This window comes from Desulfovibrio sp. JC010, assembly GCF_010470675.1.
GTDB lineage: Bacteria > Desulfobacterota > Desulfovibrionia > Desulfovibrionales > Desulfovibrionaceae > Maridesulfovibrio.
In genome coordinates, this window is record NZ_VOIQ01000005.1 from 116151 (window position 1) to 138797 (window position 22647).

The 22647-nt window shown below is 49.8% G+C and carries 16 protein-coding genes; 10 read left to right on the forward strand and 6 right to left on the reverse strand.

What is annotated here, in order from left to right; genetic code table 11:
* Positions 1-38: 38 nt before the first annotated feature.
* Entirely contained in the window at positions 39-1382 is a 1344-nt protein-coding gene (cadB, locus tag FMR86_RS07240) for a cadaverine/lysine antiporter (protein WP_163350425.1), read from the forward strand.
* Positions 1383-1468: 86 nt separating this feature from the next.
* On the opposite strand, the gene FMR86_RS07245 is transcribed toward cadB, so the two are convergent.
* From FMR86_RS07245 to FMR86_RS20385, 4 genes are all read right to left on the reverse strand, one after another.
* A complete protein-coding gene (locus tag FMR86_RS07245; protein ID WP_163350426.1) occupies positions 1469-3226 on the reverse strand; it encodes an AMP-binding protein in 1758 nt (585 codons plus the stop codon).
* 199 nt (positions 3227-3425) lie between these two features.
* Complete coding sequence (locus tag FMR86_RS07250; RefSeq protein WP_163350427.1) at positions 3426-4382, reverse strand: hypothetical protein; 957 nt, start codon at positions 4380-4382, stop codon at positions 3426-3428.
* 201 nt (positions 4383-4583) lie between these two features.
* Entirely contained in the window at positions 4584-6182 is a 1599-nt protein-coding gene (locus FMR86_RS07255) for a sodium:solute symporter (protein ID WP_163350428.1), read from the reverse strand.
* On the reverse strand, positions 6182-6343 hold the full coding sequence (locus FMR86_RS20385) for a symporter small accessory protein (protein ID WP_203544808.1): 162 nt from the start codon (positions 6341-6343) through the stop codon (positions 6182-6184). Before FMR86_RS20385 ends, FMR86_RS07255 begins: the two co-directional genes overlap by 1 nt.
* Positions 6344-6835: 492 nt before the next feature.
* On the opposite strand from FMR86_RS20385, the gene gdhA reads away from it, so the two are divergent.
* From gdhA to FMR86_RS07275, 4 genes are all read left to right on the forward strand, one after another.
* Complete coding sequence (gene gdhA / locus FMR86_RS07260) at positions 6836-8182, forward strand: NADP-specific glutamate dehydrogenase (RefSeq protein ID WP_163350429.1); 1347 nt, start codon at positions 6836-6838, stop codon at positions 8180-8182.
* A gap of 95 nt (positions 8183-8277) precedes the next feature.
* Entirely contained in the window at positions 8278-11268 is a 2991-nt protein-coding gene (locus FMR86_RS07265; protein ID WP_239057170.1) for a PEP/pyruvate-binding domain-containing protein, read from the forward strand.
* Between the two features lie 58 nt (positions 11269-11326).
* Positions 11327-11686, forward strand: coding sequence for an STAS domain-containing protein (locus FMR86_RS07270; protein WP_163350430.1), 360 nt, complete (start codon positions 11327-11329; stop codon positions 11684-11686).
* Between the two features lie 119 nt (positions 11687-11805).
* Positions 11806-12282 (forward strand): STAS domain-containing protein, encoded by a 477-nt coding sequence (locus FMR86_RS07275; protein WP_163350431.1) that lies wholly within the window; start codon positions 11806-11808, stop codon positions 12280-12282.
* Between the two features lie 186 nt (positions 12283-12468).
* Here the strand turns inward: FMR86_RS07275 and FMR86_RS07280 are convergent, their stop codons facing one another.
* Together FMR86_RS07280 and FMR86_RS07285 are read right to left on the reverse strand one after the other, a co-directional pair.
* Positions 12469-15552 carry an efflux RND transporter permease subunit gene (locus FMR86_RS07280; protein ID WP_163350432.1) on the reverse strand — a complete coding sequence of 1028 codons (3084 nt, stop codon included), beginning with the start codon at positions 15550-15552 and terminating at the stop codon, positions 12469-12471.
* A gap of 2 nt (positions 15553-15554) precedes the next feature.
* Positions 15555-16730 (reverse strand): efflux RND transporter periplasmic adaptor subunit, encoded by a 1176-nt coding sequence (locus FMR86_RS07285; RefSeq protein WP_163350433.1) that lies wholly within the window; start codon positions 16728-16730, stop codon positions 15555-15557.
* Between the two features lie 293 nt (positions 16731-17023).
* On the opposite strand from FMR86_RS07285, the gene FMR86_RS07290 reads away from it, so the two are divergent.
* From FMR86_RS07290 to FMR86_RS07310, 5 genes are all read left to right on the forward strand, one after another.
* Complete coding sequence (locus FMR86_RS07290) at positions 17024-18763, forward strand: DAK2 domain-containing protein (RefSeq protein ID WP_373682457.1); 1740 nt, start codon at positions 17024-17026, stop codon at positions 18761-18763.
* 613 nt (positions 18764-19376) lie between these two features.
* Entirely contained in the window at positions 19377-20105 is a 729-nt protein-coding gene (locus FMR86_RS07295; RefSeq protein WP_163350435.1) for an amino acid ABC transporter ATP-binding protein, read from the forward strand.
* Between the two features lie 59 nt (positions 20106-20164).
* Positions 20165-20980 (forward strand): ABC transporter substrate-binding protein, encoded by an 816-nt coding sequence (locus tag FMR86_RS07300; RefSeq protein WP_163350436.1) that lies wholly within the window; start codon positions 20165-20167, stop codon positions 20978-20980.
* A 159-nt stretch (positions 20981-21139) separates the two neighbouring features.
* Positions 21140-21841 (forward strand): amino acid ABC transporter permease, encoded by a 702-nt coding sequence (locus tag FMR86_RS07305; protein WP_163350437.1) that lies wholly within the window; start codon positions 21140-21142, stop codon positions 21839-21841.
* Between the two features lie 12 nt (positions 21842-21853).
* Positions 21854-22549, forward strand: coding sequence for an amino acid ABC transporter permease (locus FMR86_RS07310; RefSeq protein WP_163350438.1), 696 nt, complete (start codon positions 21854-21856; stop codon positions 22547-22549).
* The last annotated feature ends 98 nt before the right edge of the window (positions 22550-22647 follow it).

Here is a 22647-nt window from a genome sequence, read left to right on the forward strand (position 1 = left end):
AGGGCGCCCCGCGAGGCCGCCGGAGGCATGGAGAAAATATGTCAGCAGATCATAAGAAAATGGGTGTCTTTGCCTGCACGGCTGTTGTGGCGGGCAACATGATGGGATCGGGAATTGCGCTGCTTCCGGCCAACCTTGCTTCCATCGGCAGTATCACCATTGTCGGCTGGGCGGTGGCGTTGGTCGGCGCTCTTGCCCTTGCCTATGTCTATTCCCGGCTGGGCATGGAAGACCCGCAGGAGGGCGGTCCCATTGCCTATTCCGGCGAGGTCTCGCCTATTCTCGGTTATCAGTCCGGGCTGCTTTATTACCACGCCAACTGGATCGGTAATCTTGCCATCGCCATTACCGGGGTTGATTACCTGTCCGTGTTTTTCCCGGCCCTGCAGGACCCGGTCGCATCGGGAGTTACTTCCATTGCGATCATCTGGATTTTTACCGGGATCAATATTCTCGGTGCGGACTGGATCGGACGGCTGGTCTCTGTTGGTGTTGTGCTGCTGCTTATTCCGGTTGTGATAACCGGGACTGCGGGCTGGATGTATTTTGATACTGCCCAGTTCAATGCTAACTGGCTGGTCAAGGGACATACACCGGATTCGGCGGTTCTGGCTGCGATCATCCTCTGCATCTGGAGCTTTATCGGCGTGGAGAGTGCGGCTGTGAATACGGCGGTGGTCAAAGACCCTAAACGGACCATTCCGCTTTCGACCATGATCGGTACCGCGCTGGCAGGGCTGGTTTATATTCTTTCCTGCACTGCTATTTCAGGCATGTTCCCGGCAGATAAAATGGCCGCTTCCGGTGCGCCTTTTTCACTGGCTATGGGCCATATCTGCGCTGCGTTGCCTTTTGCCGGATATGTTCCCAAAGTGGTTTCCGCTGTAACTGCTTTTGCCTGCCTTGCTTCTCTGGGGTCATGGATGATGTTGGTCTCACAGGCTGGTGCAAGGGCTTCCAGTGACGGAACCCTGCCTGAAGTATTCGGGCGTAAAAACAGCCACGGCACCCCGGTCATGGGGCTGGTGCTTTCGTCGGTTATGATGAGTATTTTGCTGGTGGTGCTTATGCTTCTATCCAAAGGCGGTAACACCCAGTCCCTGTTCGGAAATATCGCATCCATTGCCGTGTTGCTGACTCTGCCGCCGTACTTCTATTCGGCCCTGAACCTGCTGCGCCGTTACGGATTCCATGCGAAGAAGGCATGGCTGCAGATCAGCTCAGCTCTGCTGGCCTGTGGCTTTTGCCTCATTGCCTTGTCCGGGGCAGCCAAGGATGCATTGATCGGCTGCATGGTGGTCATGCTCTGCACATTTATCTTCTATGTGGGTAAGGATAGGACAGATTTTGAGAAGAAAATCAGGGAGGAAACAGGCCGTTAAACTAAGAGCGGGTGCAGTGTTAAACACTGCACCCGTTTTTTTTATATATTAACCCAACACTTCACCAAGTGCTTCTCAGTCATCTTTTATCGCTTCTGGTTCTCTTCAATATCAATATAGAGATAGCGTTTAATTTTTTTGGTAGGCGTTTTTTCAAACGGCTCGACCTGTTCGATTACCTTGGAGAGCTTTGCAAAGCTGGAGACCTTGCCGTTGACGGTCTTTTTGATGGAGTCAAGATGCATCTCCACGGCTTCGCGGGCTTTCGATTCAATCATTTTTCCGGTGCCGAGTTTTTCATCAAGATTTTCATAGTCGAGATGAACGCGGGCAACCAGTCTGCCATCAGCGCGATAGACGAGCGATTCCAAAATGTAATCACATTCGCTGATAAGGGATTCGATTTCTTCGGGATAAATATTTTCGCCACTGGGGCCGATGATCACGTTTTTCAGGCGACCACGCAGGAAAATGTAACCGTCTTCGTCAATGTAACCGAGATCTCCGGTGCGCAGAAAACCGTCTTCCATGAGAACTTCTTCCGTGACTTTCGGTGCCTTGTAGTAGCCCTGCATGACGTTGGGGCCTTTGACCAGAATTTCACCTTCGCCGGTCTCGGGATCGGGATTGTCGATCTTTATTTCCATGCCCTTGAGAAGACGCCCGGCAGAACGGAAGCGGGCGGACCTGGGAGGTTCTCCGGAGACGAGCGGGCTGGTCTCGGTCATGCCGTAGCCGACAGTATAGGGCAGACCTGCATGCATGAGGAAGTCTTCGACTTCAGGAGCCAGAAAGGCACCGCCGATGGGCATGCAGCGAAGCTGTCCTCCAAAGGCTTCCATGAGTTTTTTACCGGCGACAGCATAGAGCTTTTTACGGGCGGCACCGAGCTTCATGACGTTACGCATGATGCCGGACCCCTTGAGCTTGGGCTGGACGCGGTTCTTGAAGATTTTTTCAATGATCAGCGGCACGATGAGCAGCATGGTCGGTTGGACTTTGCCCATGGCCGGAAGCAGGGTTTTAGGCGTTGGCGGTTTGCGGAGATAATGAATGGAAGCACCGTGAATAAGCGGCAGGACCATGCCCAGCGTACATTCGAAGGTGTGTGCCAGCGGCAGGACTGAAACAAGACGGTCCTCGGTGGTCACATCAACGATATCGGCACTTGCTATGGCGTTGAATACTATATTGCGGTGCGTGAGTATGACGCCTTTGGAGCTTCCCGTGGTGCCGGATGTGTACAGTATGGCGGCAACGTCATCAACATCGATTTCTGTTGACGGGCGAACGTATTCCTTGCCCATGTCCGTGTATTTTTCAAGTTCTTTGCTGATTCTTTCCTTGACCTGCTCTTTGACTTGTTCAAAGGATTTGCGCGCTTGAGCCATACCTTCTTTAAAGCTCTGGCGCAGTCCGTCATCAGTGGAAAGTGAAAAGTCATTGAGCGTGATGACGGTATGCAGGTTGTCGGATTCGTACTCTTCCACCTTGTGTTTCAAGCGTTCGGAAACGAAGATGGCTTTGGCTTCGGAATGGCGCAGAATGTGATGCACTGCACCTTCGTGAAATTCAGTAAGTATCGGAATGGCAACTGCACCCATGCAGGTGATGGCAAGATAGGCAGCACCCCAGTTAGGCATATTCTCGCCCAGTATGGCAATTTTATCACCCTTGGTGATGCTGCGGCTGTGCAGGAGCAGGGAAACATCGTCCACCAGCTCTTTGAAATTTCTGTAGGTCATGGGGGCTTCACCCACAAAGCAGACAGCGGGGCGATCGGCATATTTCTCGGCACTCAGTGCCAGCGCATTTTTCAGGGTCGGGGTGTCTTGCAAGGTCAAGGTCCAGTCTCCTTATATATAAATTGGGTCGCCAGTGTGACCGCTAAATTGCATCGGGTCAAGCGGAACGCGCTTTGTATGCTCTGTTAAAACCATAAATCATGATGGTTTAAAGCCGTCCAATATAGTGCGCCTCAAACAGAAAAAGGGTGTAATCTATTAAGATTACATCCTTTATTTTTAGTAGTGGCAGCGAGGTCTATTTTTCCATATGGGGAACCGTGTGGTGCTCTATCTGGTCAGCATTAAGCATTTCCCAAGAGTCTATGCGGGGGGTAAAAAAGCCTGTAGCATATAATGCATCACGCAGAAAATAATTTTCACGAAGAATTTTTAAGCCTTTTTGTAGTGCTGCATACACTTCTTTACCCATGGGGTGTTTTCTGGAGATGAAAAAATGTCTGGTTTCCGGTAACGCAAACTTTAGTCCCTGAACAGGAATCAGTTTGACACCTTCTGTTACTGTTGAAAAGTCATCTGTGTTGTGTACTACGATAGGTACCCAGTCGGCCCGTCCAGCTTTTAACATTTTAATGACGCTAAGTGTTGTCTGTCCTGTTATATAGTTTGTAATGCCGATTGCATTGAATACAGTAATATCAGAGTACCAATCAATTCCAATAGCTCCTTTTGTTTTGTTTTTTAATTTTTCAAATGTAATGTTTTTCATTTTATGGTTTTCAGGTAAATAATAAAAAAGTTTTTGGAACTCTCCATAATTGGTTATGGGAGCACTCATAAAGACTTTATCAAAACAATTGTTCATTTCAACAAAACTAATAGGTAATTGCTGGCCGCATATAACTGATTTACCATCCGCTGTGTCTTTGATTTGGCGGTTGCTGTTGGGAATGACCTTGAACTTTATTTCATCGGTTAGTCCGCCAAGACGTAAGGCTTTGATGATAATGGCTATTTCAATTGGGCCGCGTTTATATTTTTGAAAGGGAATATGTTTTATTTTGAGGGGATCGTTATCAAATTCAGAGATTAACTTAAAATATGAATTAAGACTTTCTTCTCTTAAATTAATTATTATGTCGTCTGCACATGCAGGGGGAGTGGGGGATAGGCCGAGAATAGCAAAACAGAAAGCAATGCTGCAAATTGTTAAGAGGGAAGTACGGGCTTTTTTCTTTAGTGAATTTTTAAGCATATTAATAAATAACTCAGCATAATTACCTTGTAAAGGTTTGCTGATTGTCGGAAGTCGTAACAGGCGTTTATTTCCCCTCCCTCTGCTCCCTGCTTATGCATTATGATTTTTAATTATCAAAGAGTCCTGTTTAGTGCTTCTCAAAAATAAAGGGTGTAATCTATTGAGATTACACCCTTTATTTTTAGTGGTAGCAGCTGTTTACATATTAACCCAGCATTTCTCCACATGCTTTTCAGTCATCTTGGGCGTGATCATAGCCACCCCGACAGCCAGTGCCATGGATACGGGCAGGGCGACCACGTTGGGGTCGACCCATTGCAGCAGCCAGATCCATGAGCCTTTGGCGGCGGAGGATACGAGGGTGTCCAGTCCGGTCAGGGCTTTGCAAAGCCCGATAGCTTTGGCTTCCTTGGCATGCACGAAGAGCAGCCAGAACATGGATGCGCTGAACCCGCCGACCATGGATATTTTTGCGGCCTTTTTGGTCATTCCTTTCCAGTAGAGACCCAGCAGATAGATGGGCAGGAAGGAAGCAGCGCAGAGACCGAAGAAGAAGGCTGTTGCGCGGGCGATGATGGACGGAGGCAGGACCCAGGCCCAGAGGATAGCAGCCAGCAGGGTTATGGCTACACCGATCTTGGTGATTTTAACGGATTTTTCAGCCGGAACGTTGATGAACCTTTCGAAGAAGTCACGGCCCAGCGCGGTTCCGCCCACGTGATACTGGGAGGAAAGGGTGGACATCCCGGCGGCGAGCATTGCCAGCAGGAAGAGAGCGGAGAACCATGAAGGCATCATCTGCTCGATGTACATGGGGATGATTTTATCCATGTTTCCGCCTGCAACAGCGATGGAGATTTTACCGACCTCCTTGTAGAAGACTGCGTTGGAAAGAGCTCCGGTAAGGAAGGCCACCCCGGTCATGAGCGGGATGAAGATTCCGCCGTAAAGCACTGCGCGGTTGAGCTCGCGGTCAGAGGGTACGGTCATGAAACGTACAGCCAGCTGCGGCTGGGCCAGTACGCCGATACCAACGCCGTAAACAATGGTGGTGTAGATGACCAGCCAGAGGGGAGTTCCGAATTTCGCCCCCTGCGTCCAGCCGATCATGCCCCCTTTCTGGAGCTTGGCAGGCATGAGATTGACCATGTCAGTCAGGGCCTGATGCGCTTCAGTCACACCGCCGAGCATGGCATAGGTGGAGACAATAAGGATGATCATCATAATAGCCATGATCAGCCCCTGAAAAGCATCAGTGTACATGACCGCCTTCATGCCCCCGGTGATAACGTAACCCGCAAGAATGAAACTGATTACGATCAGTGCGGTGTCGTAGGGGATGCCGAATGAAATTTCCATCATACGTGAAATACCGATCAGAACCGCTGCAGCGTAAACCGGGATGAAGAGAAAGATAACTCCGCCTGCGAAGCCCTGAATGAACTTGGAATCATAACGGCGGCCCAGCAGTTCCGGGAAAGTGTGGCTTTCAAGGGCAAGACCCATGCGTCTGGTCCGTTTGCCGAAAAAGACCATGGCGATGAGTACGCCGACCACGATGGTGGCAAGGGTCAGCCAGAGCAGCGGGAAGCCGAACAGCCCGGCAGCACCGCCGAAGCCGATAATGGCGGAAGTGGAAACAAAGGTCGCGCCGTAGGACATAGCCATAATGAATGGGTTCATCTGGCGTCCCGCAAGCATGTAGTCAGTGGATTTCTTCGTGGACTGCCAGCCCTTGAAGCCGAGGTAGAAGATTACCCCGAGATAAATGCAGGTGATGACGATCTTGGTAACCATTATTTATCACCTTTTCCTTTTACATCCACATTCAGTGCTGTGGCGTCGGGTTTGCCCCTGTTATTCCAGTTCAGGATTCCATAAACCACGCAACCGAGCGAAGAGATGATGCAGAGCCAGAAGACGGCTGCAATCTCTACGGAGCCAAGTCCTAACATCATATGAAGCCTCCAGATGTCGTAAGTTGATTAAAATTGTAAAATAGCTGTGTTCAGCTGAAATAACGGAGTTTTTTGCAGGGGCAGGGTGTGTATGGCAACCCAGGCAGGCAAAAGAAAAGGCCGCGGGCTGTTTGCCTGCGGCCTGGGAGAAAACTCTTTCATCTTTCGCTTACGCGAGTGAACATCTCCAGACCACAGGGCTGGTAAAGCTAAAAAAGTTAAAAAAGAAAAATAGAGCTTTGTTGATGTTCATGATTCTGTGTCTACAGTAAGCGTTTACTTACTGTCAACCTTTTTATGTTACAATCAGGTAGTAATGGGTTTGATCGAGAGATCAAAAAGTACAATTTTGATAAAAAATTAATTTAATTTTTTTGCTTATTTTTTGAAAAGATGTGTGGACTTAGTCGGTTAGTGGTGGAATAAAGGAAGTGAAAATTTTTTGTAAGTCAATTTCATATCAACTGCTTAAGGCCGTTTAGGAGGCTGTGAATGGAAATTTTGGAACTGGTCAAAAACAGGGACCCCAATGAACGTGAATTCCATCAGGCTGTGAGCGAGGTTGTTGAATCGATCAAGCCTGTTCTTGACCGCAATCCCGAATACCGCAGTGCCGGGATTATGGAACGGATTGTCGAGCCGGAAAGGGTTATCATGTTCCGCGTGCCGTGGGCTGATGATGACGGTGACGTACACGTCAACCGTGGATTCCGTGTGGAAATGAACAGTGCCATCGGTCCGTACAAGGGCGGCTTGCGTTTTCACCCTTCGGTAAACCTCGGTATTCTCAAATTTCTGGCTTTCGAACAGGTTTTCAAGAACGCCCTGACTTCCCTGCCCATGGGCGGCGGCAAGGGCGGTTCCGATTTTGACCCCAAAGGCAAGTCGGACATGGAAGTGATGCGTTTCTGTCAGAGTTTCATGCTTGAGCTTTCACGGCACATCGGTCCTAACACCGACATCCCGGCAGGGGATATCGGCGTCGGTGCCCGTGAGATCGGTTACATGTTCGGCATGTATAAAAAGATCCGTAATGAATTTACCGGCGTGCTGACCGGTAAGGGTCTCAACTGGGGCGGCAGCCTGATCCGCCCTGAAGCCACCGGGTACGGATCGGTCTACTTTGCTGCCGAGATGCTTAACGCGCAGGGTCAGACTTTTGAAGGCAAGACCGCGCTTGTTTCCGGTTCCGGTAACGTGGCCCAGTTCACCATGGAAAAACTGCTCGAACTCGGCTGCACCCCGGTAACCTTTTCCGATTCATCCGGTTATGTTTATGATGAAAAGGGTGTTGATCGCGAGAAGCTTGAATACATCATGCAGCTTAAGAACGTGCGTCGCGGCAGGGTTAAGGAATATACTGAAAAGTATCCCGAAGCCGTTTACGTTCCTGTTGACCCGGATCAGGACCACAATCCGCTCTGGAATCATAAGGCTGATTGCGCATTTCCTTCCGCAACACAAAATGAGATCAACGGCAAGGATGCATCCAATCTCGTAGCCAACGGTGTGCGTGTGGTTTCCGAAGGTGCCAATATGCCGACCATGCCTGAAGGTATCGAAATCTTCCTCGATGCCGGAATGCTCTACGGTCCCGGTAAGGCTGCCAACGCTGGCGGCGTGTCCGTTTCCGGACTTGAAATGAGCCAGAACAGCATGCGCCTTAATTGGCCCCGTGAAGAAGTCGATAACCGTCTCAAGCATATCATGCATAATATTCACAAGTCCTGCATGGATACTGCAGAGCATTACGGAACCCCGTTCAACTACGTGAACGGTGCGAACATCGCAGGTTTCGTCAAGGTCGCACAGGCCATGCTGGATCAGGGTGTTGTATAAAACAGTTTCATATTATATTGTAATATAAAGAATCTGACCAGAAAGGCGGACTGCGATGACTTCGCTGTCCGCCTTTTTTTGATTATGGGGTGCGCATGAGTAATAAAATGACATTTTTGGGCGGGCAGAGCCGCCAGTTCAACCTTTACCATGACCTGATGCAGGTCAAGGTCCGGGATATCCTGCTTATTTCCAGCCCCTATGATGCATGGGTCATGGAAGAGGACAGCCGGATATCGGAGCGGATTGTCAGTGAATACCGTGGTTTGAATCTGAGCCGCCCTCCGCGTTTGACATGGGTTTCCAATATTGATGAAGCCCTTGAACTGCTTGATGTGCGTTTTTTCGATCTGGTTATCCTGATGCCCCATTTGACCAATATGGACTGTAACGACATGGGCCGTCGTATCAAGGAAAAGATACCGGGTATTCCAGTGGCGATGTTGGCCCATAAACAGCTGGCTGTATCGGAAAAAGAGTTATTCGAGAATACGGACCGCCAGTTTGTCTGGTCCGGTGATGCGGAACTGCTGGTGGCCATGGTCAAGAACCTCGAAGACCTGCTCAATGTGGAGCATGATACTTCCGAGGTCGGGATCAGGGCGATTATTGTGGTGGAGGATTCACCGCGCTATCTGGCTTCGTTTTTGCCGATACTCTACAAGGAGCTGGTCCGCCAGACTCAGGCTGTGCTTGAGGAAGGGCTGAACTCCGAACACCGGCTGCTGACCATGCGTGCGCGGCCCAAGATACTTGTGGCTCGTACTTATGAAGAGGCCATGGTTCTTTTTGAGAAATACGAAACCTATATTCTGGGTGTTATTTCCGATGTGCGTTTTCCGCGCAAGGGGATTCTGGATGGAAATTCCGGCATAGAACTGCTTAAAAGCATCAAAGAAAGCCGCGATGACATTCCCCTGCTGCTGACCAGTAATGAACCGGAAAATGAGGAACGTGCAAAGGATATCCCGGCTTGTTTTGTGGATAAGAATTCCCCGGACCTGATGTCTGAAATACGCAAGTTTGTGATGGAGCAGCTGGGGTTCGGTGATTTTATTTTTCGTGATCTTGAGGGCAATGAAGTTGCGCGGGCAAGCAGCTTGTATTCGCTGGAAAAATCCCTGCGTACTATTGATCAGGATATCTTTATGCGCCATTGCCAGCTGAATGATTTTTCGCGCTGGTTTTATGCCCGCACTGAGATCGCACTTGCAAATACTATCCGTCCGTTGCGCGAAAAAGATTTCCCGGATGTGGAAACCCATCGCGAACATATGCTGGATTTAATCCGTGAAAGACGCATGCAGCGTCAGCAGGGGGTTATTGTTTCCTTTAACCCCAAGGATTTTGACCCGGATACGGACTTTTTAAAGATCGGAGCCGGATCGCTGGGCGGTAAGGCTCGCGGGATGGCTTTCATCTGCTCCATGCTGGCCCGTAATCCGTGGCTGCATGATAAGTATTCGGATATGGTAATCACCGCACCGCGCACCCTGACCATCGGTACTTCCGGGTTTGATGATTTCATGGAGATGAATGACCTTTCCTATCTGGCGACCACCGATCTCGATGATGATAAGGTGTCTGAAATTTTCAGCGAGGCTTTTTTTCCGGGCTGGATTGAGGCTCAGCTGTGGGCCTATCTTCAGGAGGTGAAGTATCCGCTCTCCATCCGTTCATCCAGTCTGCTGGAAGATGCCCAGTATCAGGCTTACGCAGGGCTGTATCAGACTTATATGATTCCCAATGACCACCCGGATATTGAGCAGCGGCTGAAACAGCTGGTTGACGGTATCAAGCTGGTCTGGGCATCTACTTACTACAAGGCTCCGAAATCCTTTTCGCAGCGGGTGAATCAGCGCACGGATGAGGAGAAAATGGCGGTCATCATTCAGGAGGTGGCCGGAGAGCAGTACGGTGATTATTATTTTCCTGCCATGTCCGGGGTGGGGCAGTCCTACAACTACTATCCCTTCGGCAAGATGAAGCCGGAACACGGGGTGGCAACCATTGCGCTCGGTATCGGTAAATCCGTGGTGGACGGGGAACAGTGCATTCGCTTTTCACCCAAATATCCAAAAATATTGCCCCAGTGCCCGACATTGCAGGATTCGCTCAAGAACGCCCAGACTTCATTTTACGGGCTGCGCATGGGTAATGGTGAGGTTTATGATATCCACGGTGATGCAAACCTTGAAAAGCTGGATATTGCTGATTTTGAAGAATCCCTCCCGGTGCGCAAGCTGGCGTCCACCTTTCTTGCAGAGGAGGGCAGAATCAGGGATACCGCTGCTATTCCCGGCCCCAAGGTTGTGCTTTTTGCTCCGGTACTCAAACACAAGATCATTCCCCTGCCGTCAGTACTGACTGATGTGCTTAAGCTGGCTGAGAAAGGTATGGGCGGTCCGGTGGAAATGGAATTCTGCATCAATCTTTTTGAGGATGGACGCAAGCCGGAATTCAATCTGCTTCAGCTGCGGCCCATGAGCGCGAGGGCCGACCTGAACCGCATCGAGATTACCGATCAGGAGCTTAAAGAAGCGGTCTGTGTTTCCAGCCATGCCCTCGGTAATGCTGAAAAGGATGATATTGTAGATCTCCTTATTGTGCGCCCGGACAGCTTTGATGTCTCCAAAACGCGCCAGATTGCCATGGAGATTTCGCGCATCAACGGGCAACTGGTTAAGCAGAAACGAAAGTACCTGCTGGCCGGACCCGGACGCTGGGGGTCTGCAGACCATTGGCTGGGTATCCCGGTTGAGTGGCCGGATATTTCAAATGTCTCAGCGATTATCGAGACTTCCAGTGAATCTCTCAAAGTGGAACCGTCGCAGGGATCGCATTTTTTCCATAATATTACTACGCTGGGCATCAACTACCTGATGGTGCTTGATAAACCCGGAAACCGTATGGATTGGGAATGGTTTGCCGATCAGCATATGATTGAGAAAGGGGAGTACATCAGTCACCTGCGATTGCCGGCACCGGTGATACTCAAGGTTGACGGACGCAGTTCGCAGGGGGTAATTCTTCCGGCAAGGGGCAGTGAAGAATATTGCCTGTTGCGCGAGTGTGTGGCGGAATAAATTTCCTTTTCAGGAGTATTTTTCCTGCGCTAGTATGGGAATAAGGAGTTTTGAGGGTATGTCTGAGCACGCCGATATTATTTTTGATTTTACGGAAGAGGACCGGGAGGAGTGTTTGCTCTTATGTCCTAAAGGGCATTTCAACCATTCTACAGTACCTTTGATTCGTGACCATCTATACGCGCATTGTTGTGAGAATGGTTGCCGGATAGTCATGTGCATGAAAGACGTTGACATGATCGACAGTGCCGGGCTGGGAGTCATGGTTCATGCCCATAAAGCCTGCGATAAGTACGGCGGCATGATTGTGTTCAGCGATTTTAATGAGATGATCGCCAAGAATATGAAGATGCTGAGTGTGGATAAATATTTGAATTTTTGTCCGGATCTTCAATCGGCATTTGAGAAGCTCGGTTGAGTTTTCACCTGCTGATTGTTTATGTGGACCTGTTGATTCAGGTCCTTTTTTTTGGGGTATTGCTGAAATTTATAATTAAACGGGATGTCTATTGGCATTTATGATGCATGGTTTCGGCCATGACTAACATAAAGGATAGTATAGACCGTTTCGGTCTTGGGGCTAATGCCTTGGGATTGAAGGAAAAGGTGGAGGGGCAAAATTCTGACAGTCTGCAGACTATTGAGTCTGTAGTTGATCAGGCTTTTCAAACCCGGTTCGATTTTATCGAACGTCAAAAAGGGGAATTCACCATTTTTGCACTCAAAGGACGGGTCAGCAATTCAACTGCAAAGTTCTTTAAGGATAAAATCTATAGTGCCGTTGCTGAAGACGGCTGTAAAATAATTATTAATCTCAGATATGCCAGCCTGATAGACAGCGTCGGCCTTGGGGTATTAATCAATGCCCATAAAAAGGCGGAGCAGAATGGCGGTATGGTTGTCTTCACCGATGTTCCGGAAAGGATCATGAAGAATCTGAAAATGCTCTACATGGACCGTTTTCTTCATTTTGCACCGACTATGAAGCAGGCTGCAAAGATGATGGACTGGTAAGTCCTGAATCATACGAGCTTAAAACCCCGGTCCTGATTAATCAGGACCGGGGTTTTAATTTTATTGCACATTGCCAAACAAAGCGGCGAAGCCAAACTAAAAGGTTTTGAAGAGTCCAGAGAAACTTTTGCAAAAGTTTCTCTGGCCGCCGGAGGCATCTCTTTTTATCAAAAAGCGCGAAGCGCATCAATTCTTCTTGTCAGGAATGCCGAGCAGTTCTCGCTTGGCCCGGCCGCGTTCGTAGGTCCATTTCTGGTACGAATCCATGTAGGTATAGAAGACCGGGGTCAGATACAGGGTAACCACCTGCGAGAGGATCAGCCCGCCCACGATGGCAAGGCCCATGGGCTGGCGGGCCTGTGCTCCGGCACCCAGTCCCAGCGCGATGGGCATGGCCCCGGCGATTGCCGCGATGGTGGTCATCATGATCGGCCGGAACCTTTCCAGAGATCCTTTAATTGCCGCTTCTGCCGGGGAGAGGTTTTCTTTTTCCTCGGCTTCAAGGGCGAAGTCCACCACCATGATGGCGTTCTTTTTGACAATACCGATCAGCATGATGACGCCGACTATGCCGAACAGGTCGAGGTCCTTGCCGAATACGGTCAGGGTTATCAACCCGCCGATGGCCGCGGAAGGCAGACCGGAGATAATGGTGATGGGGTGGATGTAGCTTTCATATAGAATGCCCAGAATCATAAAGATGACAAAGACCGCAATTCCTAACAGGAAATATACGCTGGCCATGGATTTCTGGAATTCATCCGCCGTGCCTTCGAAGTTTGAGACTACGGTATCCGGAAGATTGTTCAGGGCCAGTTCATTAATTGATGTCGTGGCATCGCTGAGGGAATAACCGGGGGCGATGTTGAAGGAGTAAGTTACCGAGGGCAGCATACCGGTATGGTTGACCTGCATGGGGCCGGGTTTTTCTTCAAAGCTGGCAACGGAATCCAGTCTGATCAGGTCACCGTTCTTATTGGCGACATGCAGCTTCATCAGGTCGCGGGGATCGCGCTGGTTGTAGGGCAATACCTGCAGGATGACCCAGTACTGGTCGGTGTCGCCGTAGATGGTCGAGACCTTGCGTTCCGAGTAGGCAGAGTTGAGGGTGTTTTCGATGTCGTGGGCGGTGATTCCGTAGTAGGAAGCCTTGTCGCGGTCGATCTTGACCCACAGTTCCGGGTTCTGGTCCAGCAGGTCGGAAGTGAGTCCGGTGAGGTACGGAATCTGGCGCAACTGCATTTCGAATTTCGGAGCCAGTGAGAACAGCTCCTGCTGATCCGGGGCCTGTACCGTGTATTGGTAGAGGTTCTTGGTGGACTTTGCGGTCAGCCTGATCATGGGCGGGTTCTGAATCCAGCACATGATGCCCGGTTCGTTGTTGAGTTTGTACATCAGTTCACGGGCAACTTCATCAGCTGTCATTTCGCGGTCTCCCGGAGGAACCAGCATGGGGAAGACGTAGCCCTGATTCTGGATGGGTGCCCCGGCTACAGTGATTACGCTGCGGATATTGGGGTCATCCATGAGCAGCGGCTCAAGTTTTTTGATGTGGCTTTTCATGGCATTGTAGGAAATTCCCTGTTTGGCCTGCGCGAATCCCTGACAATAGCTCAGGTCGTCCGTGGGCAGGAAACCTTTAGGAATAACCATGAAAAAGTGGATGGTTGCAAGCAGGATAAGCCCGGCTCCGACCATGGTCCATGCCCGGTGGCGCATGACAAAATGGAGTGACTTGTCATACATGCGCAGCAGGAAATCAAAGAAGGGGTCGGATTCGGAAAGCTTGCTGCCCGGCTTGAGTATGCGGCTGGCCAGCATGGGGGTCATGGTCAGCGAGACCACGCCCGAAGCAAGGATTGCCACGGTGATGGTCATGGCGAATTCATGCAGGATACGCCCGATGATCCCGGACATGTACATGAGCGGGATGAAAACCACCGCCAGTGACAGGGTCATGGAAATAATAGTGAAGGTGATCTGTTTGGCTCCGTCCAGCGCGGCCTGATACGGCTTCTTGCCCATTTCCAGATGGCGGACAATGTTTTCGATCATGACCACTGCATCATCGACCACGAATCCTACGGATAGGGTCAGGGCCAGCAGGGAAAGGGTGTCCAGCGAGTAGCCCAGCACATACATGATGGCAAAGGTAAAGACGATGGACACCGGAACCGCAACAGCGGCGATGATGGTTGCAGAAAAGTTTTTCAGGAAAAAGAAGATAACGCAGATGACAAAGAAAATCGCCAGCATCAGGGTTTCCTGCACATCGTAAACCGCTTCTTCAATAGGAATAGAGCGGTCATAGAGGACCTTCATCTGAATTCCGGCGGGAATCTGGTCCCGGATGGTGGGCAGCATTTCCTGAATGGTTTTACACACTTCAATAGTGTTGGAACCGGGCTGCTTTTTGATGGCGATGACAATGCCGCGTTTGCCGTCAATCCATGAACCCGATTTATCCGACTGCACGGAGTTGATGACCTCACCCACATCGGAAAGACGTACAGTCCTGCCCTCATTGGATTCAAAGATCATGGGCATGAATTCATCGGCATTCTTCAGCTGTCCGGTGGCTTCAACAGTTACTGATTGCTTTTTGTTGTCCAACGTACCTACCGGTTCCTTGACGTTCTGGGCTGCGATGGCTTCGCGGATGTCATCAATATTAATGCCTCGGGCAGCCAGTTTCTCCGGATTGACACGTACCCGCACCGCCAGTTTGGATTCCCCGTAAACCTCTACCTTGGAAACGCCGTTGACCATGGAGATGGTGTCGGTGAGGAAAGTGGTGGTGTACTCGTTGACCTTGTACAGGGGCATGGATTCAGACCAGATGGCCATGTAGAGGACCGGGTCGTCGGCGGGGTTGAATTTTTCATAGTAGGGCTGCTGCGGCAGGTCGGTGGGCAGGTTGCCGCTGGCCCGCGATATGGCCGCCTGTGTGTCCGAGGCCGCGCCGTCAATGTCGCGGTCGAGGTCGAACTGCAGGGTGATCAGGGTCTGGCCCTGTGAGTTTACGGAACTCATGGAACGCAACCCCGGAGTGGAAGTGAATTCCTTTTCCAGCGGGGTTGCCACTGATGAGGCCATTGTTGAGGGGCTGGCTCCGGGCAGGATGGCGGTGACCTGCAGGGTCGGGAATTCAACCGCAGGCAGGTAGCTGACCGGGAGACGCAAATAGCCGACAATGCCGAAAAAGACCATGCCGATGACCACCAGCGCGGTCATGACCGGACGTTTGATGAAAAGTTCGGTGATATTCATGGTTACTCACCGCTCTTTTCTTTGGACGCTTTGGGGGCTGCAGAGGTGTTGTTGCCGGAATTTTTAACGGTGATCGCCGCACCGGGGAAGAGGCGCAGCTGTCCGTCAGAAACAATGACCTCTTTATCCTTCAGACCTTTGCTGAGAATATCCAGTTTGCCCATCCTGCGTTCAACGCTTACGGGTTGCATATCTACAGTATTGTTGCTGTGGGCGATCCAGACGAATTTACCTTCCGGCCCGGTGCAGGTGGCTTCCATGGGGATGCGGATTACATCTTCTTCATAAAGCTTGAGCCGGACTTCCACGTAATTGCCGGGCCAGAGGGCGTTGTTGCTGTTTTCAAAGCGGCCCTGCATCCAGATGGTTCCGGTTTTGGTGTCGACATTGTTATCGATGAATACCAGTTCGCCGATTTCGGGTTTGTCGCGGCCCTCGGTGATGGCGAGAACTTCAAGGGTTTTGTTGGCTGAATATTTCTGCACTTCGGCCAGATACTTCTGGGGCAGATAGAAATTTACGGCAATGGGGGAGATTTTGTTGATGACTACCAGTTCGTCCTTGTTTTCCTCGATAAGATTGCCTTCTGTGGGATTTACATATCCGGCAAGGCCGTCGATGGGAGAACGGATGAAGCAGTATTTAAGATCATTGCGTGCATCTTCCAGTTTAGCCTGAGTGACCGCAATGGCATCGCTGGCGGTTTTCATGTCCAACCGCTTTTCTTCGAAATTCTCTTCACTGACAACCTTGCGCTCCACAAGGTCGCGATAGCGGTTGTAATCTTTGCGGGCCTGTTCATACTTGGTTTTGTCTGAAGCCAGTTCCGCCCTGAGCTGCCCGATGGAAGCCTCGTAGGGAGACGGGTCCATGGTGAAAAGCTGCTGGCCTTCTGTTACCTCCTGCCCGTCTTTGATGAAGATTCTGCTTAAATATCCGGTCACCCTTGAGCGCACAGTAATTGAATCGATGGCTTTTACCGTACCGATTGCGGTCAGATAGTAAGGGGTGTTTTTCAGTTCGGCTTTGGCTGTGGTTACCGGGGCGGGCGGGTAGCCGGTGAGTCCCTGTTTGTCATCCTTGCATGCACTTAGTGGTAGAAAAGTACAAAGGATAATCAGAATGGTGATGATACGGGCTGGAAGGTATTGAGAAAGGCAATTGCAACTGCGGCACATGGGCTAAATCTCCTTACTGCTGGTAATGTATTTATAATGTAGCTTAATTTGTTTATGTTTTAAAGTCGCAAGTGGTTAATTTATGGTTGTTTCAAATAAACGCAAGTGAATTTATTTTTGTAATAACTTGATCTTTGCATATATTGTATGCAAATAAAGATTGGTTTTTGTGACGAATGTTACAATGTTTAATGTGCCACCAAGAAAAAAATATTTAGCTCTTTTTATATATGACTACAGCAAATACTGTGAAAATTGACTATGTTGACGGTGTCCGCTTCAGGAGGGGAGTTGTGGCCGCCGCTAGCAAACTTATAGCCAATTCCCCGCATCTTGATGCTATCAATGTCTTTCCGGTTCCCGACGGTGATACCGGGGCCAATATGGCCGGGACCATGCGCAGCATCGTCAGCTCCACCGGTAAATCCGTGGAGCGATCCATCGAAAAAATGACCGCACTCATCGCGGATTCCGCACTTGACGGAGCCAAAGGCAACTCCGGTGCCATTCTGGCCCAGTTCCTGTGCGGTTTCGCCGAGGGTGTGAAAGATATGCCCAAGCTTTCTCCCGCAGATTTCGCCAAGGCCGCATCCGTGGCTGCCAAGCGTTCCTGTGAGGCTATTTCCGATCCCAAGGACGGCACTATCCTTAGTGTTATCCGTGACTGGGCCGAACATCTGCATGCAAACGGTGAAAGCTACCGCGATTTTCATCATCTGCTTTCCGATTCTCTTGACTACGCACGCAACTCAGTTAAATGCACCACAGAGAAGATGGCAGTGCTCAAGGCTGCCGGGGTTGTGGATGCCGGGGCGCAGGGGTTTGTTTACCTGCTGGAAGGCATTGTGGACCTGCTGGAGAACGGAAAGATCGAAAAGAGTTTTCTGCCTGATTCCCGCAACTCCAAATCCTTTGCCAATGTGCAGGACAAGGTTGCGGTGGAGTCCCTTGATTTCCGCTTTTGTACTGAATTTCTTATCAAAGGTAAGGATATCGACCGCGCAGCCATCCGCGATTCCATCAGTGACATGGGCGACAGCCTGATTGTGGCCGGAACTCCCGGGTCGGTGAAGATCCACATTCACACCAACGATCCCGATGCGGTGGAAGCCATCGTCAGCGGGTATGGTGAAGTTGTGAAGCGTAAAGTGGACGACATGCTGATTCAGCATAAACGCCTGCTGGCTGATGACCGCAAGGTCGGTATTCTCACTGACAGCACCTGCGACCTTCCTGATGAAGTTATTGAAAAGTATGACATCCGCATGGTTCACATGCGTCTTACTCTTGATGAACAGGAATTCATTGACCGGGTAACCCTTAATTCCGGTGATTTCTATAAGATGCTTCCCGGTACCAGGCGCGCGCTTTCTTCGCAGCCTTATCCCGGTGATATGAAGCGGGCCTACGCCAAGGTCTCTTCTGATTACGAAGATGTTGTCTCACTTCATGTGGGTAAGGTTCTCAGCGGAACTTTCCAGAATGCACTGACCGTGAGCAACCCTTTTGATAATGTTTCCGCAATCGACAGTAAGAAGCTTTCCATTGCTCTCGGACTGCCTGTGCTTGAAGCTGCCCGCGCAGCCAAGAACGGTGCTACCGCTGCCGAGGTCCGCAGGGTTGCCGACCGTGCTGTTGAGAATGTAAAGATTTTCGTAACTATCGACTGTCTTGATTACGCCGTGCGCGGCGGTCGTCTCAGCAAGGGGCAGGGCATGATTGCCAAGGCTCTGAACATCAAGCCCATCCTGCAGTTTGCCGGAGAAGGTCAGCCGAAGGTGGTTGCCAAATCTTTTGGTGTTAAGCGTCAGGAAGATGCCCTGATCAAGCTGGTCAAGGAGAATGCATACGGTCGTGGTAACTTCAGATATGCCATCTCCCATGCTGATACTCCTGAAACTGCAGAAAGATTCAGGAAGATCCTCAAGGATGAGTTTGGTGCCGATCCGGAATTTATTGTTGAAGCTTCTCCGGTGCTTGGTATCCACAGCGGGCCGGGAGCCTGTGCGGTGGCATTTATCACCGACGAATAGTTAATTTTAATCATATTGTTTACCCGACGGGAGCAGGTGTTATGCCTGCTCCCGTTTTTTTTGTGCCTGAAATCTGTCATGTGCATTATTTATTAAAAATCTTGATAGGCAGGGTGTAGATTGTTTGATCAATCAATAGATTTACAACAATGGTAAAGCTTTTCTGTGCAGGAGCGATATTTGCGTTGAAAATTCGCTTAAAATCGTAAAAAAAATAAAATCAGCAATTCAAGTTGTTTTTTTCGGAAAAATATTTATCTTTTTTGTATATTTATTTCACATGTTCGACCAAAAGTGTTATATGCATCCTAAGTCTGAAAAGGGTTGTGTTTGCTTGAATGCAGAGGTTTTGAGGCCGGGGTGAGTACTTGTTGAAAATGTGGTTTTTTGCATGGGTGGCAAATTGGTTTTTCAATTGTACATAAATGCAAAAACAGGGTTAATTCCTTGACTTTTCTTTGTTTTAGGCTATAAAAGTCTCTCAATCCTGAATTCCGGGCGATTTTAACGCGAGCTTTAAGAATGGCGGTCGTAATCTCGAATTTACGCGTTTTTTTACCATTGCGGCCGGTTCTGAACTTATAAACGGTACGGGTGTTTGGAGTTAAGCATTATGGCGATGATTGAAATTAAGAATCTCCACAAGTGGTACGGGGATTTCCATGTTTTAAAAGGTATCAATGACCATGTAGACAAAGGTGAAGTACTTGTTATCTGTGGGCCCAGCGGCTCCGGTAAGAGTACTTTCATCCGTTGTATCAACAGGCTTGAAGATTACCAGAAAGGGACAATTACTTTTGATGATAAGGACATTCTTGACAAGAGTGTAAATATCAATGAGCTGCGCGCCGAAATCGGCATTGTTTTTCAGCAGTTCAACCTTTATCCCCACCTGACCGTTCTGGACAACGTAACTCTCGCCCCGCTTAAAGTGCGCAATGTCCCCAAGGCTGAAGCCGAGGAAACAGCACTTTACCTTCTTGAAAGAGTGGGCATCCACGATCAGGCTCATAAGTATCCCGCAGAACTTTCCGGTGGACAGCAGCAGCGTGTCGCCATTGCAAGGGCTCTGGCCATGAAGCCCAAAGCCATGCTTTTTGACGAACCCACTTCCGCGCTGGACCCGGAAATGATCAACGAAGTTCTTAATGTTATGAAGGACCTTGCCCGCGAGGGCATGACCATGCTTTGCGTGACCCACGAAATGGGCTTTGCCCGCGAAGTGGCGGACCGCGTAATTTTCATGGATGGCGGTGAAGTTATTGAACAGGCTCCTCCGGAGGAGTTCTTCAGCAACCCCAAACATGAAAGAGCCAAGATGTTTTTGAAGGAGATTTTGTAACTGTCGCCTGTGTCGACGGTGTTTTGGTAGGTAACCTTAAATTTCTCAGGAGGAACCTGATGAGAAGACTCTCAATTATTGTTGCTATGGTTTTGGCGATGGCCCTTTGCGCATCTGTTGCAATGGCCGACAAACTGCAGGAAGTTAAAGCCCGCGGTGTTCTGATGTGTGGCGTTAAAGACGCTGTTGTTCCTTTCGGTTACATTGATGAAGACACCAAAAAGCTTGTCGGTCTGGATATCGACATCTGCAAATACATCGCCAAGGAACTGGGTGTGAAGGCTGAGTTCAAGCCCGTAACTTCCGCTACCCGTATCCCCATGGTTGTTCAGGGTTCCATTGACCTCGCGGCTGCTACCATGACCCACAAAATTGCCCGTGACGACACCATTGACTTCTCCATCACCTACTTCATGGACGGTCAGAAGCTGCTCGTTAAAAAAGGTTCCGGCATCAACTCCGCTGCTGACCTGAAAGGCAAGAAAGTCGGTACCGCTAAAGGTTCCACCTCCGAGCAGAACATCCAGAATGCACAGCCTGATTGTAAGGTCCTTTCCTTCGAAGGTTACCCCCAGGCAATGCTTGCTCTGAAACAGGGTAAAGTTAAAGCGGTTACCACCGACTCCACCATCCTTCTCGGTCTCAAGAATTCCGACCCCAACCCCGAAAAATGGGAAATCGTAGGCGACTACATCTCCCCCGAACCTTACGGCCTCGGTCTTCCTGAAAACGAGTCCAACTTCCGCGACGCAGTTAACGTTGCTCTGATTAAAATGTGGAAGTCCGGCGACTACAAAAAGACCTACAACAAATGGTTCGGTCCTGACACCAAGTACTACCTGCCCCTGACCTGGAACATGGAAGTATGGCCCTAAGCCGGCTGTCTTTTTAGTCGCGTTGAACAAACCATTATTGGAGAGTTTTTCTCAAAATAAATATGCATTTATTTTGAGGCGTGGCACTAGGTTATAGTCCTGTAAGATAACGGGAAGGCCGTGCCTGCACGGCCTTCCCGAAAACAACGGATAGATGTTTTGAATTATCAGTTTGATTGGAATCTGGTTCTCAGCGGACAATACGGGCAGTGGATTATCGACGGGGTCAAGGTTACCCTGCAGATTTCTGCGGTATCCATCGTATTTACCATGCTTCTCGGGACAATTGTCGCGGTTATGCGTATGTCCAAATTCAAGCCCTTTGAATGGTTCAGCTTTGCGTTTGTTGAATTCTTTCGTAACACGCCTTTGCTGATTCAGATATTTTTCTGGTATTTCGGCTCATACTCCATCCTGCCCGATGCGGTGAACGAATGGCTTTATGATCATGACTTCGAATTTGCGGCCGGGGTTATTTCCCTGACCGTTTATACTGCCGCGTTTGTGGCCGAGGAAATCAGGGCCGGAATTAACTCCATCCCCAAGAACCAGTTGGAAGCGTCCCGCGCGACCGGGCTTTCCTTCCTGCAGGCCTACCGCTACGTCATTTTGCCGCAGGCATTCAGGATCATCATACCTCCGCTTATTTCACAGTCGCTGAACCTTATTAAAAACTCGTCACTGGTCATGACTATCGGGGTTATGGACCTCACCTACATGGCCCGCCAGATCGAATCCTACACCTTTCACGGGTTCGAGGCTTTTACCGTGGCGACCGTTATCTACCTGTGTATCTCGCTGATCGTGTCGCTCATGATCAATATGTATAATAAGCATTTCCTGCTGCAAATTAAATACTAGGAGTGGCGTCTCGTGCAATGGGATGTAGTTTGGAACAACTTTGATTATTTTCTCTGGGGCGCCTTCCCTGACGGACCCATCGGCGGTCTGGCTGCCAGTATTATTCTGGCACTGCTCGGTATTTTCGGTGCTTTCTGGATCGGCCTTGCTGCCGGGTTGATGCGTCTTTCCCGCAACAGGGTGGTTAAGTCCATATCTGTTGTCTATATTGAGGTCATACGCGGTGTACCGCTTTTGATGCTCATCTTCTGGTTCTATTTTCTGGCGCCGGTTGTGCTGGGGAGATCTCTGCCGGAATTCCACTGTGCCCTGATTGCCTTCATTGTTTTTACCGGTGCTTATATCGGTGAAATTGTTAAGGCCGGGGTTATCGCCCTGCCGAGGGGACAGATGGAAGCCGCAAGGGGAACCGGGCTTTCCCATGTACAGGCCATGCGTTACGTTATCCTGCCGCAGGCTTTGCGGAACATGATCCCCTCTTTTGTTAACCAGTTTGTATCACTGACTAAGGATACCTCGCTGGCTTACATCATTGGGGTAAATGAGCTGACCCGTACTGCAACACAGGTCAACAACAGAACCCTCTCCGCGCCTACAGAAATCTTTATCGCCATCGCGATTCTCTACTTTATTGTCTGCTATGTGCTCACATGGGCCAGCCGCCGCATGGAAGCGCATATGGCCAAGTATCAGGCAAGGGACCGTTAAGAGCTCGAATTTGCTTTGACTTTGCAGGCCCCGACTTCTATGAAGCCGGGGCCTTTTTTCTGCTTTTGTTAAAACCTTCACTATGATATCAAAAATAC